The organism is Streptomyces marokkonensis (assembly GCF_039539045.1).
Taxonomy (GTDB): domain Bacteria; phylum Actinomycetota; class Actinomycetes; order Streptomycetales; family Streptomycetaceae; genus Streptomyces; species Streptomyces marokkonensis.
Genome location: NZ_BAABCQ010000014.1, coordinates 22497 through 35427, shown reverse-complemented (window position 1 = coordinate 35427; position 12931 = coordinate 22497). Strand labels below are relative to the sequence as shown.

The 12931-nt window shown below is 73.6% G+C and carries 14 protein-coding genes, 1 pseudogene and 1 riboswitch; of the genes and pseudogenes, 4 read left to right on the top strand and 11 right to left on the bottom strand.

Annotated features, from left to right (window positions below):
- Positions 1 to 152: 152 nt before the first annotated feature.
- From amaP to ABEA26_RS05460, 5 genes are read right to left on the bottom strand one after another with little or no spacing between them, the layout of a single operon-like run.
- Positions 153 to 740: an alkaline shock response membrane anchor protein AmaP gene (gene amaP, locus ABEA26_RS05480; protein ID WP_345589725.1), complete on the bottom strand. Its 588-nt coding sequence runs from the start codon at positions 738 to 740 to the stop codon at positions 153 to 155.
- Entirely contained in the window at positions 737 to 1447 is a 711-nt protein-coding gene (locus ABEA26_RS05475) for a DUF6286 domain-containing protein (RefSeq protein WP_345589724.1), read from the bottom strand. Before ABEA26_RS05475 ends, amaP begins: the two co-directional genes overlap by 4 nt.
- On the bottom strand, positions 1444 to 1827 hold the full coding sequence (locus ABEA26_RS05470; RefSeq protein WP_345589722.1) for a hypothetical protein: 384 nt from the start codon (positions 1825 to 1827) through the stop codon (positions 1444 to 1446). Before ABEA26_RS05470 ends, ABEA26_RS05475 begins: the two co-directional genes overlap by 4 nt.
- Entirely contained in the window at positions 1824 to 2009 is a 186-nt protein-coding gene (locus tag ABEA26_RS05465; protein WP_345589721.1) for a hypothetical protein, read from the bottom strand. Before ABEA26_RS05465 ends, ABEA26_RS05470 begins: the two co-directional genes overlap by 4 nt.
- Positions 2010 to 2037: 28 nt before the next feature.
- Complete coding sequence (locus ABEA26_RS05460; protein WP_345589719.1) at positions 2038 to 2520, bottom strand: Asp23/Gls24 family envelope stress response protein; 483 nt, start codon at positions 2518 to 2520, stop codon at positions 2038 to 2040.
- 87 nt (positions 2521 to 2607) lie between these two features.
- Here ABEA26_RS05460 and ABEA26_RS05455 point away from each other — a divergent pair, with 87 nt between their 5' ends.
- Complete coding sequence (locus tag ABEA26_RS05455; RefSeq protein WP_345589717.1) at positions 2608 to 3369, top strand: nucleopolyhedrovirus P10 family protein; 762 nt, start codon at positions 2608 to 2610, stop codon at positions 3367 to 3369.
- A gap of 172 nt (positions 3370 to 3541) precedes the next feature.
- On the opposite strand, the gene ABEA26_RS05450 is transcribed toward ABEA26_RS05455, so the two are convergent.
- The 3 genes from ABEA26_RS05450 to ABEA26_RS05440 form a co-directional block, all read right to left on the bottom strand.
- On the bottom strand, positions 3542 to 4345 hold the full coding sequence (locus ABEA26_RS05450; RefSeq protein WP_345589715.1) for an enoyl-CoA hydratase/isomerase family protein: 804 nt from the start codon (positions 4343 to 4345) through the stop codon (positions 3542 to 3544).
- 158 nt (positions 4346 to 4503) lie between these two features.
- The gene (locus ABEA26_RS05445; RefSeq protein WP_018567695.1) at positions 4504 to 4725 is read right to left on the bottom strand and encodes a helix-turn-helix domain-containing protein; all 222 of its coding nucleotides are present in this window, start codon (positions 4723 to 4725) and stop codon (positions 4504 to 4506) included.
- A 334-nt stretch (positions 4726 to 5059) separates the two neighbouring features.
- Complete coding sequence (locus ABEA26_RS05440; RefSeq protein ID WP_345589713.1) at positions 5060 to 6658, bottom strand: ABC-F family ATP-binding cassette domain-containing protein; 1599 nt, start codon at positions 6656 to 6658, stop codon at positions 5060 to 5062.
- A gap of 168 nt (positions 6659 to 6826) precedes the next feature.
- Between ABEA26_RS05440 and ABEA26_RS05435 the strand changes: the two are divergent.
- Positions 6827 to 6961: pseudogene (locus ABEA26_RS05435) on the top strand (VOC family protein); the annotation flags it as partial.
- 91 nt (positions 6962 to 7052) lie between these two features.
- Here ABEA26_RS05435 and ABEA26_RS05430 read toward each other — a convergent pair.
- From ABEA26_RS05430 to ABEA26_RS05420, 3 genes are all read right to left on the bottom strand, one after another.
- Complete coding sequence (locus ABEA26_RS05430) at positions 7053 to 8453, bottom strand: hypothetical protein (RefSeq protein WP_425587788.1); 1401 nt, start codon at positions 8451 to 8453, stop codon at positions 7053 to 7055.
- A gap of 210 nt (positions 8454 to 8663) precedes the next feature.
- Positions 8664 to 9791 carry an alpha/beta hydrolase gene (locus tag ABEA26_RS05425; protein ID WP_345589711.1) on the bottom strand — a complete coding sequence of 376 codons (1128 nt, stop codon included), beginning with the start codon at positions 9789 to 9791 and terminating at the stop codon, positions 8664 to 8666.
- Between the two features lie 306 nt (positions 9792 to 10097).
- Complete coding sequence (locus tag ABEA26_RS05420) at positions 10098 to 10793, bottom strand: class II aldolase/adducin family protein (protein WP_345589710.1); 696 nt, start codon at positions 10791 to 10793, stop codon at positions 10098 to 10100.
- Between the two features lie 224 nt (positions 10794 to 11017).
- On the opposite strand from ABEA26_RS05420, the gene ABEA26_RS05415 reads away from it, so the two are divergent.
- A complete protein-coding gene (locus tag ABEA26_RS05415) occupies positions 11018 to 12259 on the top strand; it encodes an inorganic phosphate transporter (RefSeq protein WP_345589709.1) in 1242 nt (413 codons plus the stop codon).
- 37 nt (positions 12260 to 12296) lie between these two features.
- The gene (locus ABEA26_RS05410) at positions 12297 to 12518 is read left to right on the top strand and encodes a hypothetical protein (RefSeq protein ID WP_345589708.1); all 222 of its coding nucleotides are present in this window, start codon (positions 12297 to 12299) and stop codon (positions 12516 to 12518) included.
- 228 nt (positions 12519 to 12746) lie between these two features.
- Positions 12747 to 12884, top strand: a riboswitch (cobalamin riboswitch).
- The last annotated feature ends 47 nt before the right edge of the window (positions 12885 to 12931 follow it).

Below are 12931 nucleotides of genomic sequence, written 5' to 3'. Positions count from 1 at the left end.
GTCCGGGCTCAGGGTCGGGGTCCGGGCTCAGGGTCGGGGTCCGGGCTCAGGGTCGGGGTCCGGGCTCAGGGTCGGGGTCCGGGCTCAGGGTCGGTGTCCGGGCTGGGGGCGGTGTCCCGGGGCGGAGGCCGGGGGTCGGGTCCGCACAGGGCTCAGCCCACCCGCTCGGCCCCGTGCTTGACGCCACGGAGGTGGACCTTCGTGGGGAGGGCCGCGAGGCCCGCCGAGTCGCGGGCATGGGTCAGGGCGTGGGCGGTGAGGTCGTCCAACGCGGTGCCGGGGTCCACGTGAGGCGCCAGGAGCAGCCGGACCCGGCTCGCCGGGGCGCTCCGACGGCCGGTGAGCCGGACCTTGGTCCGCTCGACCCCGTCCATGCGTTCCGCCTCCTGGGCGAGGACGGCCTCCAGGGCCCGGCCGCGCAGCACCGCGCCCTCGCCGTCGCCGGTGTCGACGAGCACCTCGGCGAGCCGGCGGCGGCGCACCACCGCGACCAGCCACCACAGGGCGAGCAGCAGCAGGACTGCGAGTACGGCGATGACGACCGGCCACCACCAGCCGGCGTCCCGCCACCGGGTCCGCTCGGAGGCGCTGAGCAGCACGTCGTGCGGCCCGTCGTGCAGCCACCAGGACGGCGCGGGGGCGCCCAGGCCGATGGCCAGTACCGAGCCGCCGAAGGCGATCAGGACCAGACCCACGAGCCCGAGCAGCACACGGTCGACGGTTCTGAGCACCGCTCTCACCTCTTCCGTCCGGGCCGCGTCACCCGTACGGACACGGTGGGCGGCCGGGCCAGCCCCAGCCCGCTCACCGCGTCCTGGAGCACGCCGTCCAGATCCGTCCGTACGTCGTCCAGTTCCCGGAAGTGCGAGAGCGCGCGCACGCGGGCCCTGCGGCGGCGCATCCGTACCCGCGCCGACTGCACCCCGGCGACCTCCATGGCCCGGTCGCGCAGCACCGTCGCGGCGGCGGCCCGGTGGAGCCCCGCGCGTACGTCCGGGTGGATACGGCGCATCGGCAGCTCCTTCCGCAGGCCCGGGGTGAGGGCCAGGACGAACAACCAGAGCCCCAGGGCGGTGGCGACCGCGGCGCCGGCCAGCACCCATGTGTCGTCGAGGTGCCGGTCGGCGAGCTGCCGGGCCAGTTCGCGGCGCCATCCGAGGGCGGACCGGCCGGCGCGCACCGCGGTGACGTCGTAGAGGAAGGCACCGGCGACGAGCAGAAGCAGCAGCGCGACGACGCACGCGGGGACGCGGCGCACGGACCAGAAACGGCCGGCCGGTCCACCGCCGGGCGGGGGCGGGGGTTCGGTGCCGGCCGGCTCCTTCGTCAGAAGGGGCCCCGTGGCGGGCGTGGCAGGCTCCATGACAGGCAGGCGCCGCGTGCCGCCACCGGGGTCCTCGCCGCCCTCGGAGTCCGCCGCGCCCTGGGGTTCCCGGGGCTCGCTCATCGCGTCCTCCCGTGTCTCGCGCCGTACTCCGCCGTCAGATGCAGCCGTTCCACCTGGACGGCGACCTCCGGCACCGCCATGCCCACCAACGCGCGGATCCGCCGGACGACTTGGTGTCGCACCTGTCCGCAGCGGGCGCCGACGTCGCACGGGTAGGGGAGTTCGAGATGGACCCGGACGTGGACGGTGCCGTGGTGGACGACGACGGTGGCGTAGGGGCGCGCCGCCTCCGGGTGGAGCGGGCCGACCGCCTCGCGCGCCGCACGGGCGGCGACCTTGGCGACGACCCGGTCGGCGATCCGCGTGGCACCGCGCTCGGCCGGCGGCACGACGGCCCGGGGTACGGGGAGCTCACCGGCCCCACCACTCACGCCGGTCACCGCCGCCGGTCGTCGCGGGAACGGAAGAAGTCACCGAGGTCCATGTCTCCCTCCAGGAGGCGGCCGGCGACGAACCCGACGGCCCCCAGGGCCGCCACCAGCAGGAAGGCGCCGAACCCGCCGAAATACCCGGCGAAACCCAGCGCCATGCCGGCGATCATGCCGACCACGGCCAATGTCATCGTGCGCTCCCCTCGGTCCGCGTCCACGTCACTTGATCCGGGGCTCCGGCTCCTCGTCCTCCTCGTCGGGCAGCTTCACGTCGCTCACCGCGATGTTGACCTCCACCACCTCCAGGCCGGTCATCCGCTCCACCGCCGCGACCACGTTCTCCCTGACGTCCCGGGCGACGTCCGCGATCGCCACGCCGTAGTCGACGACGATCTCCAGGTCGAGCGCTGTCTGCTTCTCGCCGACCTCGGCCTTCACTCCACGCGTGACCCCTGACTTGGTCCCGCCGGGCACCCGGTCGCGCACGGCGCCGAAGGTGCGGGACATCCCGCTGCCCATGGCGTGCACGCCGACGACGTCGCGTGCGGCCATCCCGGTGATCTTCTCCACGACGCCGTCGGCGATGGTGGTCCGCCCGCGGGCACCGGGGTCTCCGCCACCGCGCCGGATCGTCTGGGCCTTGGCCGTCCCGGGGGCCTCGATAGTTTCCTGCCCGGTCCGGTGGCTCTCCATGTCGCTCATGGCCGTACGTCCCTTCCGGTCGTAGTCCTGTGACCACGGTAGGTGGGGTTGCGGCGGGGCGCGCCGCAGATGCGGCAGGCTGGAGGAATGACGACGTCGGACCGGTGGACGCGAGCGGTGCGGGAACGGCTGGGGCTCGGCAGGCTGCTGCCGCTGGGGGGTCCGCGGGACGGCGCGTGGATCGCGGAGCGTGCGGCACGGGAGGTGCTGCTGGCCGCGGCCAGGGAGGTGGCGGGCGTACGTCCCGGCGGTCTGCGTATCGCGCCCGCCGGTACGGCGGACTCGGGCGAGCCGGTCGTACCGTCGCCACCGAGCGCCCTGCCGCCCGGCCCCCTGCGGGTGACGGCCGACTTCGCGGCGACCGCCGACGTCACCACGGCGACGGCCGAGCCGCTGCCGGCGACGGCCTCCAGGTTGCGCGCCGCCCTGGCGGCCGCGGCGACGCGGGGGCTCGGCCTGACGGTGACCGACGTGGACCTGCGCGCGACGGCCCTGCTGGACGTGACCACCGACCCGGAACCGGAACCGGGGACGGCTCCCGGACGCGAGCCGCGACATCCTCCGGCCGTGGGCCACACGGACGGGGGGAGGGACGAGGACGAGGGTAGGGCGGTCGACGCCGCGATGTCGGTCCCGGGCGTGACCCGGCTCACGACGGCGCTGGGCCGCTCGGTCCACGTCACGGAGTTGTCGCGGGGGCCGGCCCTGCCGCGCCGCCATGTCCTGGTGGAACTGGCCGTCGACGCGGACCACCGGGCCGTGGAGGTGGCCCGGCGGGTCCGTGCGGCGGTGGCGGAGGCTCTGCCGGATGGACCGTCGGTGGCGGTGCTGGTGACGGAAGTCGGCTGAGCGGGCCCGCCCGGCCTCGGAAGATCCCTCGGCCCGCGGCTGCCGTGCCCGCCCCGTACCCGCCCGTGGCTGCCGTGCCCGCCGTCGTACCCGCTGTACCTGCCGCACGCGCCGGATCGGCGCGACGGTGCCGGACACCGGACACCCCCCCGGCCGTCGGGCCGTACCCCGACTACTCCCCGAGCCCGGCCAGGTCGCGCAGCCGGCGGCCCTGCGCCGCCCGCTCGGCGGCGCGCTGGGCCTCGTAGTCCCGGCTCTGGGCGCCCTGGAGCAGCGCCTTGGTCTCGATGACCGCGTCGCGCGGCGCCGCCAGGACCGCCGACGCCAGATCGCGCACGGCACCGTCGAGCTGGTCCGCGGGCACGGCGATGTTGGCCAGCCCGGTGTTCACCGCCTCCTCGGCCATGACGAAGCGGCCCGTCGCGCAGATCTCCAGCGCGCGGGCGTAGCCGACCAGGGACACCAGGGGGTGCGTGCCCGTCAGGTCCGGCACGAGGCCGAGGCTGGTCTCGCGCATCGCGAACTGCACGTCGTCGGCGACGACCCGCAGGTCACAGGCGAGAGCCAGCTGGAAGCCGGCCCCGATGGCGTGCCCCTGGACGGCGGCGACCGACAGGATGTCGCTGCGCCGCCACCAGGTGAACGCCTCCTGGTACTCGGTGATGGTCGCGTCCAGCTCGGCGTCACCGCCCCGCGCGAGATCGATGAACGACGGTTCGCCGTCGAAGCCCTCGGGCGTGAACGCCTGCCGGTCGAGTCCGGCCGAGAAGGACTTGCCCTCGGCCCGCAGCACCACGACCCGGACGGAGCCCGGCAGCAGCCGACCGGTCTCGGCGAGCGCCCGCCACAGAGCGGGGCTCTGCGCGTTGCGCTTGGCCGGGTTGGTCAGCGTCACCGTGGCGATCGCGTCGTCGACGGTGAGCCGCACGCCGTCCCTGTCGAGTGCGGGAGCGGGGTCGTGGGCGGGCGAAGCCATGGGGCGCCTCCGAAAAGTGCGGTCGTCGTCCTCGTCGTGCGCCGGTTTCCACGCCGTACGACGGAGGAGCCAAGTGACTGCACAGTAACCACCCGGACGGTCTGACGACCGGCCGGGTGACCACCTTCACTTTCGGAGTCGAGGGACCCCCGGGGATATCAGGCCGATGCGGCCTTTTTGCCCCGGGTAGCCCCGCCACGCCCTCGGAGCGTGACACCCGACTCACTGAGCATGCGGTGCACAAAGCCATACGAGCGGCCGGTTTCCTCGGCCAACGCCCGGATGCTCGCACCGGCGTCGTACTTCTTCTTCAGGTCTGCCGCGAGCTTGTCGCGCGCGGCGCCGGTAACCCGGCTGCCCTTCTTCAGAGTCTCGGCCACCCGTGCCTCCTCATGGGAAGTGCGCTCTGGTCTCCTCATGATCACCCCTCCAGGGCTTCATGGCCACCCATTCGGCAAGGTCGATGAGACAAGGTTGTGACGACAGGAGCGGGTCCACACATACGGAATCTGCGATTCCGCGAGATCGCGTCCGTACGGCCGAACGGGTTTTTCCGCGAAGTGCCAGGTCAGCAACGTGTCGCGGCCGGGCCCCCGGCTATGGGGGCCCGGCCGCGAAATCAATGTAGGACACACCTCGTGATGAGGAGATCTCACACAGATGGTGGATCACGGATCGGCCGAATGATCCATACCCAGTGGATCATTCGTTCGATCAAGCGAGGGCGACGAGGTCCGCGTAGTCGGCGCCCCACAGGTCCTCGACACCGTCCGGAAGCAGAATGATCCGTTCCGGCTGGAGCGCCTCGACCGCGCCCTCGTCGTGGGTGACCAGGACGACCGCGCCCTTGTAGGTGCGCAGCGCGCCGAGGATCTCCTCACGGCTGGCGGGGTCGAGGTTGTTGGTCGGCTCGTCGAGCAGCAGCACGTTCGCCGAGGACACCACGAGGGTGGCCAGCGCGAGGCGGGTCTTCTCGCCGCCGGACAGGACACCGGCCGGTTTGTCGACGTCGTCGCCGGAGAACAGGAACGAGCCCAGCGTCTTGCGGACCTCGACGAGGTCGAGGTCGGGGTTGGCCGAGCGCATGTTCTCGAGAACGGTGCGCTCGGGGTCGAGGGTCTCGTGCTCCTGCGCGTAGTAGCCGAGCTTGAGACCGTGGCCCTCGATCACCTGGCCGGTGTCGGGCTTCTCGACGCCACCGAGGAGCCGCAGCAGCGTGGTCTTGCCGGCGCCGTTGAGGCCGAGGATGACGACTCGGGAGCCCTTGTCGATGGCCAGGTCGACGTCGGTGAAGATCTCCAGGGAGCCGTACGACTTGGACAGGCCCTCGGCCATCAGCGGGGTCTTGCCGCAGGGCGCGGGCTCCGGGAAGCGGAGCTTGGCGACCTTGTCGGACCTCCGCTCGGCCTCGAGGCCGGCCAGCAGCTTGTCCGCGCGGCGGGCCATGTTCTGCGCGGCGACGGTCTTGGTGGCCTTCGCGCGCATCTTGTCGGCCTGCGAGTGCAGCGCGGAGGCCTTCTTCTCGGCGTTCTGCCGCTCGCGCTTGCGGCGCTTCTCGTCGGCCTCGCGCTGCTGCTGGTAGAGCCGCCAGCCCATGTTGTAGACGTCGATCTGGGAGCGGTTGGCGTCCAGGTAGAACACCTTGTTGACGACCGTCTCGACCAGGTCGACGTCGTGGGAGATCACGATGAAGCCGCCGCGGTAGGTCCTGAGGTAGTCGCGCAGCCAGACGATCGAGTCGGCGTCGAGGTGGTTGGTCGGCTCGTCGAGCAGCAGGGTGTCCGCGTCCGAGAACAGGATCCGGGCCAGCTCGATACGGCGGCGCTGACCGCCGGAGAGCGTGTGCAGGGGCTGGCCGAGCACCCGGTCGGGCAGGTTGAGCGCGGCGGCGATGGTGGCGGCCTCGGCCTCGGCGGCGTATCCGCCCTTGGTGAGGAACTCCGTCTCCTGGCGCTCGTACTGCCGGAGCGCCTTCTCGCGGGTGGCTCCCTGGCCGACGGCGATGCGCTGCTCGTTCTCGCGCATCTTGCGGATCAGGACGTCCAGTCCGCGCGCGGACAGGACGCGGTCGCGGGCGAGCACGTCGAGGTCGCCGGTGCGCGGGTCCTGCGGGAGGTAGCCGACCTCGCCGGAGCGGGTGATGGTGCCGCCGGCGGGCTGGCCCTCGCCGGCGAGGCACTTGGTGAGGGTGGTCTTGCCGGCGCCGTTGCGGCCGACCAGGCCGATGCGGTCGCCCTTGGCGACGCGGAAGGTGGCGCTTTCGATGAGGACGCGGGCACCGGCGCGCAGCTCGATGCCGGAGGCGGAGATCACGGTCAGACTCCTGGGCGGGTGGTTGGCGGGATGGGCGGCTGGAGGACGTTCCCGCCGTCTAATGCGCGAGGAGAATGGCCATGGGGCCAGTCTAACGGGGCCGTGCAAACGCGTTTCACGGGTTCCGGTGTGCGGGGTCCGTGGTACGGGATGCCCCCGGCCGGGAGGACGAAGGGCTCGGGCAGCCGCTTCGACGAGGCGATGAAGAACTCCGGTACGACGGGGGTGCACGTCGTGGTGGACGGCGTCGACGCCCGGCACCGGCGGGCCGTGGAGCACGGCGCGGAGATCCTCGTGCCCCCGGCCGGGTGGCCTCCGGCGGTTCGGGTCCGTCCGACGGCACCGGCCCGGAGGTCGGCGCCTCGCATCGTGCGGGTGCGGACGCCCGGCGTGGTCAGCTGCCTCCGGTGTGGACCTGGAAGGCCGCCCTGCGTACGGCCTTGGCCAGGGCGGGGTCGGGGTGCGCGGCGGCGAGGGCGACCAGGACCTGCACGGTGCGGGGATGGCCGACGGCCCGGACCTCGTCCAGCAGGGCCGGGACGGTGGGCTGCACCGCGGACTCCAGGTGTCTCACGAGCAGCGGCGCCTCACCGTGGTCCGCGACGGCTGCCGCGGTGTCGACCCACAGCCACGTGGCCTCCTGACGGGTGAGGACCTCGTGGGCGTCCTCGGGGTCGGCGCCGTCGTGCTCGGCCAGCCACAGCAGGGCGTAGGGCCGCAGCGTCGGCTCGTCGAGGACGGCGCGGACGTCGGGCTCGGCGGGGGCGCCGACGACGCGCAGCGCGTCGAAGGCGAGGCCGCGCAACAGGGCGTCCTCGCCACGGGCGCCACCGAGCAGTTCGGCGACGGCGCTGCCGACGGGGCGGGCGGCGAGCCAGGCGCGGTACTCGGCGCGCGCGGCGTTGGGGCGGAGCTGGGCGCAGCCGCGGAGCATGTTCTCGGCGGACTGCTCGATGTTGCCGGCCGGGCTCTGCGCGGCGACGCAGATCTGCTCCAGCTTGACCCAGACCGCCCAGCTGCCGAGCGGGGTGAGCGTGGCGTGGCCGTCGCCGCAGGTGAGGGCGTCGACGGAGGCGAGGGCGTGCAGGGCCCAGTCGAGGAGGGGGGCGAGCGGGGCGGCCGGAGGGGGCTGCGGGGGTCCGGACTCGAGGCGGGGGCCGTAGGGCACCTCGCAGCGCTCGGTGCGCAGTTCGGTGACGCGCTGCTCCAGCAGGTCCAGGAGCTGTGCCACCGGGACGGGTCCGGCGGACAGCTGGAGGAAGGAGAGGACCTGGGGCATCGCGGAAATGACCTCGGCCACGGCGGCGGGCTCCTGCCCGGCGGGCTCGGGGTGGGCGAGCGACCAGGCGTCGAAGAGAGCGACCCAGCCGCGCAGTACGGCGCTGTCGTCGCGGTTCCAGGCGCGCAGCCGCCAGCCGGGGCGGGCGCTGTCTCCGTGCACCTCGATCAGGCCGGCGAGACGGGCGGTGTCCCAGTCGGCACGGACCTCGACGGCGGTCAGGCCCAGTTCCCGGGCCGCCTGGTCGGCGGTCGCGTCGGACAGGGTGGCCTTGCCGTCGGCGGTCGCGCTGCCGCGGCCGGGGCCGAGAGCGGTGTCGGCCCAGCGGGCGACACGGGCCGCGTCGGCCAGAACGGAGCGGGCCATTCTGGCCAGCTCCGACCGGGCCGGTGTGCCCTCCGGGGGGCGCGGCGCGGCGCGGCGCGGACGCCGCTGGTTCATCGCTTGGGGGGCGGCGGCCAGGGGTCGCGGGCGGACGAGTCGAAGCCTGGAGTCGCGCGGGATACGGGACGTCACGGGTGCAGTCTTCCGGTTGACGGTCCGAAAACCCAAACGGAATGCCGTGGTGGGCGTCCGGCACGGCGGACGCGCGGGTCCGGGACGCCGCCCGGGCATCGGAACAGGCCAGTGGCACGGCGCTAAACGGAACCGGAGGGATGCGCGGTGGAGCGGGGTGCCGCGAGGTCGCACCGGTGAGGTCGCACCCGTGGGATCACACCCGCGGGATCACACCAGTGGGGTCATGAAGCGGCGCAGGGTCTCTTCGTAGTCCTCCGGGTCGGCGTTCCACATGGCACCGTGCGGGGCGCCCTCGACCGTGTGGAGGGCGACCAGGCGCGGACGGGTCTCGGCGAGGAGGCGGGAGAGGCGCCAGGGAGCCACCGTGTCGTCGGGACCGTGGAAGATCAGGGTCGGGACCGCCGGGCGGTGCAGGCCGGCGGTGCCGGCGTCGTGGTCGGCGCGCAGCCCGGCGCGGCCCTGAGCGGCGCGGACGGCGAGCGGCAGGAGGGCGCCCGGTGTGCGACGGGCGGTGGCGAGCGCGCGCAGCGTGGCCTCCCAGCTGAGCACCGGGGAGTCCAGCACCAGCCCGGCGATGCGCTCGCGTACGCCGGAGAGCGCCGCGGTGTGCAGTGCCATGGTGGCGCCGGTGGACCAGCCGAGCAGCACGACCTGGCGGGCGCCGTGGTCGAGGGCGTAGCGGACTGCCGCGTCCACGTCGCGCCACTCGGTCTCGCCGAAGTGGTGCAGGCCGTCCGGCGACGGCGGGGCGCCGGCGTCGCCGCGGTAGGCGAGGGCGAGCACCGGGACGTTCCGGCGGCACAGGGGGGCCATCAGGTTCATGGCGTGTTCCCGGGTGGCGCCCAGGCCGTGCAGGGCGATGATCCACGTGGGGCGTGCGCCGGGCAGGAACCAGGCCGGGAGAGGGCCGAGTTCGCCGGGGACCTCCACGTCGGCGTATTCGAGGTCGAGGGCGGCGCGCGGGTTTCCGACGTACAGGTTCGGGGTGAACCACGCCCGGTCGCCGGCGGCGAGGGTGCCGTGCGTGACGCGTTCGAGGCGGCGTACGACGGTGTCGGCGCCGTGTTCGGCGGTGTCGAGAACCGGCCCGACGACCGCGTGTGAACCGTCGCCCGCGAGGCCGTACCGGCCGGGGCGCAGCGCGGCCAGATCCCGGGTGAGGGTGATCTGCCCGGCGGCGGTGCCGTGCACGGTGAGCCGGGGCTCGGTGGGCAGGGGCCGGCCGGGGGACGCCTTGAGCGCGGCGTCGCCGGCGAGCCGGCCGGCGGCGACGCTCGCCGCACCGGCCGCCAGGGCTGCGGTGACGGCGGCGGCCGTTGCTGTGACAGTGCGCATGGGGCCAGTCTCCTGGTGGAGTCCGTGGGCGGCCAGTGGGCGGGCGGCGGGGAGTGACGGGCTCCGCCGGGGGGCGCCGGTCGGGCCGGGAACCATGGTTGGTCCTGACTCCCGGTACCCCCGAAGCCGCGCCGTACGCGATTCGGGGGTATCGGATCCCGTATGCGCCGGGCGCCGGTCGCGGTTCCCGTGGACACGGGTCGCCGATCGCGGATCCCCTGGACACGGGTCGCCGGGCGCCGGTCGCGGATACCGCGCCCCCGTGGGTGCCGGACTCCCCCGGCCCGGCGGTCGGGCAGCCCTGCCTCAGCTCCGCTGCCCGTACCCCCGCAGCCGTTCCGCCACCTCCGTCAGCTGGCCTTCCGTCAGGAGTGACGGTGTGCGGCCCGGCACCGAGGAGGCCGTCAGCCAGAGGCGGCACATCCACTCCAGTTGGGCCGTGCGGTCGTAGGCCTGGTCCAGGGAGGCGCCGTAGGTGAGCGTGCCGTGGTTCTGGAGGAGGCAGCCGGTGCGGTCGGTGAGGGCGTCGAGCACGGTGCGGGCCAGCTCGTCGGTGCCGTAGGCCGCGTAGGGGGCGACCCGGACGGGGCCGCCGAGCGCGGCGGCCATGTAGTGGACCGGCGGGAGCTCGGGGACGAGCACCGAGACCGCCGTCGCGTGCACGGCGTGGGTGTGGACGACGGCCCGGGCGTCGCTGGCGCGGTACACGGCGAGGTGCATGGGCAGTTCGCTGGTGGGGACGAGAGTCCCGAGCACCTGCCGACCGTCGAGGTCGACGCCGGTCATGTCGTCCGGGGCCAGACGGTCGTAGGACACACCCGAAGGGGTGACCAGCACCGTGTCGTCGACGCGCACCGAGACGTTGCCGGACGTGCCGACCACCAGCCCGTCCGCCACCGTGCGCCGGGCCGTCGCGACGAGTGCCTCCCAGGCTGCCTCCCGGGCCGCCTCCCCGACCCGTTCCGCACCCCCGCATACGCGTCCGGCCTCCGAATACGTCACAGTCACCGCCTCCTCCCGGGCGCCCCGCGCCCCTGGTCCCGCCGCCGCGGACCGGCGGCGCGGCGATCCTGCCAGGCACGTCTCCGGAGAGCATCGGGTCGGACACACAGAGGGAGGCGGTAGCGCCGGTTCCGGTCACCGTGACGCCCGGCCCAGTTCATCTTCCGTTCACTCTGGTTACCTACGTTCGACGCGCCAATGACCTCGAACGATTGCCTGGGTAAATGGAAAGCTTCTCGCTGATCCTCGCGATTGTGGTGGTAACCGCACTCGCGTTCGATTTCACGAACGGTTTCCACGACACCGCGAACGCGATGGCAACGACCATTTCGACCGGTGCGCTCAAGCCCAAGGTGGCGGTGGCGATGTCCGCCGTCCTCAACCTTGTCGGCGCCTTCCTCTCCGTGGAGGTCGCCAACACGATCTCCAAAGGTCTCGTCGACGAGACCGGCATCCGCCCCGAGGTCATCTTCGCCGCCCTGGTCGGCGCGATCCTCTGGAACCTGCTGACCTGGCTGGTCGGACTCCCGTCCAGTTCCTCGCACGCCCTCATGGGCGGCCTGATCGGTGCCGCGGTCGCCTCGGCGGGCGTCGACGCGGTCAACGGCGACGCGCTCGTCACCAAGGTGCTCCTCCCGGCCCTCGCCGCCCCGCTCGTCGCGGGCCTCGCGGCGTTGCTCGGCGCACGGCTGACGTACAAGCTCGGCCGCAAGGCCGACGGCAAGGCCGCCGCGAAGGGCTACCGCGCCGGGCAGATCGCCTCCGCCGGGCTGGTCTCGCTGGCCCACGGCACCAACGACGCCCAGAAGACGATGGGCATCATCACCCTCGCCCTGGTCGCCGGCGGCTCCCTCGCCCCCGACTCCGACCCGCCCATGTGGGTCATCCTCTCCGCGGGCGTCGCCATCGCGCTCGGCACCTACCTCGGCGGCTGGCGCATCATCCGCACCATGGGCAAGGGGCTGACCGACCTCCAGCCGCAGCAGGGTTTCGCCGCCCAGACCAGCGCCGCCACGGTCATCCTGGCCTCCTCCCACCTCGGCTTCTCCCTCTCCACCACGCACTCGGTCTCCGGCGCGGTGATGGGTGCGGGCCTCGGCCGCAAGGGCGGCGTGGTGCGCTGGTCCACGGCCACCCGGATGTTCGTGGCCTGGGGTCTCACCCTGCCGGCCGCGGCCCTGGTCGCCGCGATCGCCGAGTGGGTCTGCGGCCTGGGTGACTGGGGCACCGCCCTCGTCGCGGTCTTCCTGGTCACCTCCAGCGCCGCCATCTGGAAGCTCTCCCGGCGCGAGGTCGTCGACCACACCAACGTCGTCGACACCGACGAGCCCGACACGTCCGGCGTGGTGACCACGGCGATGGCCGCCGTCTCCCCGCCCCCGGCGGGCGTGACCGAGGACCTGGCGGCCTCCGCCCCGGCCTCCGCGCCCGACTCCAAGGCCCCGTCGGCCACCACCACCGTCTGAGCCCGCGCCCCGGGTACGAAGGAAGCGAAGAACCTCCATGGACATCGACTGGGCAGCTCTCGGCTCCGTCTTCGGGGTCAGCCTCGTGGCCACCGTGGCCCTGGTGGGCCTGTTCACCCTCGGCATCGTCGGCCTCTCCCGCCAGGAGCGGGCCGCCGAGCAGGGCGGCTCCGCGGCCCTCGCGGTCACCGGCGCGTACGCGTGCTTCGCGGCCTGCCTGGCGGCGGTGGCGTACGGGATATACCTGATCGTCGCCTGACACACGAGCATCGTCGGACACACGTGCGCCGCCCGACGCACGAACGCCGCCCGACGCGCGAACGTGTCGGCCCACGAACGACGCCTGACCCTCGGCGCACACCAGTGAGGCGGGGCGCGGAACGGACTCCAATCCTCCCGCGCCCCGCCTTTTCCCGTGCCGGCGCGCGCCTTTGGCGTGTGGGCCTTCGCACACTCCCCCACCGCAGGTCAACGCCAGGTTGACGGGTGTCGACGGTGCGTGGTGGACTGCCGGAGCCAATGCGGCGACAGGAGAGGAAGCCCGGTGCGAATCCGGCGCGGTCCCGCCACTGTGACCGGGGAGCGATCCCCGGGAGCCAGGAACTCTCATCGCCGTACTTCTTCCAACCAGGGCGCGGACACCCTGAGTGAGGACCCATCGCCATGCGCGGC

What these genes read in the sequence shown, in the direction of transcription:
- ABEA26_RS05475 (WP_345589724.1), bottom strand. Translation starts at nt 1,447, where the DNA reads ATGAGCGAGCCCCGGGAACCCCAGGGCGCGGCGGACTCCGAGGGCGGC.
- ABEA26_RS05465 (WP_345589721.1), bottom strand. Translation starts at nt 2,009, where the DNA reads ATGACATTGGCCGTGGTCGGCATGATCGCCGGCATGGCGCTGGGTTTC.
- ABEA26_RS05460 (WP_345589719.1), bottom strand. Translation starts at nt 2,520, where the DNA reads ATGAGCGACATGGAGAGCCACCGGACCGGGCAGGAAACTATCGAGGCC.
- ABEA26_RS05455 (WP_345589717.1), top strand. Translation starts at nt 2,608, where the DNA reads ATGACGACGTCGGACCGGTGGACGCGAGCGGTGCGGGAACGGCTGGGG.
- ABEA26_RS05450 (WP_345589715.1), bottom strand. Translation starts at nt 4,345, where the DNA reads ATGGCTTCGCCCGCCCACGACCCCGCTCCCGCACTCGACAGGGACGGC.
- ABEA26_RS05425 (WP_345589711.1), bottom strand. Translation starts at nt 9,791, where the DNA reads ATGCGCACTGTCACAGCAACGGCCGCCGCCGTCACCGCAGCCCTGGCG.
- ABEA26_RS05415 (WP_345589709.1), top strand. Translation starts at nt 11,018, where the DNA reads ATGGAAAGCTTCTCGCTGATCCTCGCGATTGTGGTGGTAACCGCACTC.
- ABEA26_RS05410 (WP_345589708.1), top strand. Translation starts at nt 12,297, where the DNA reads ATGGACATCGACTGGGCAGCTCTCGGCTCCGTCTTCGGGGTCAGCCTC.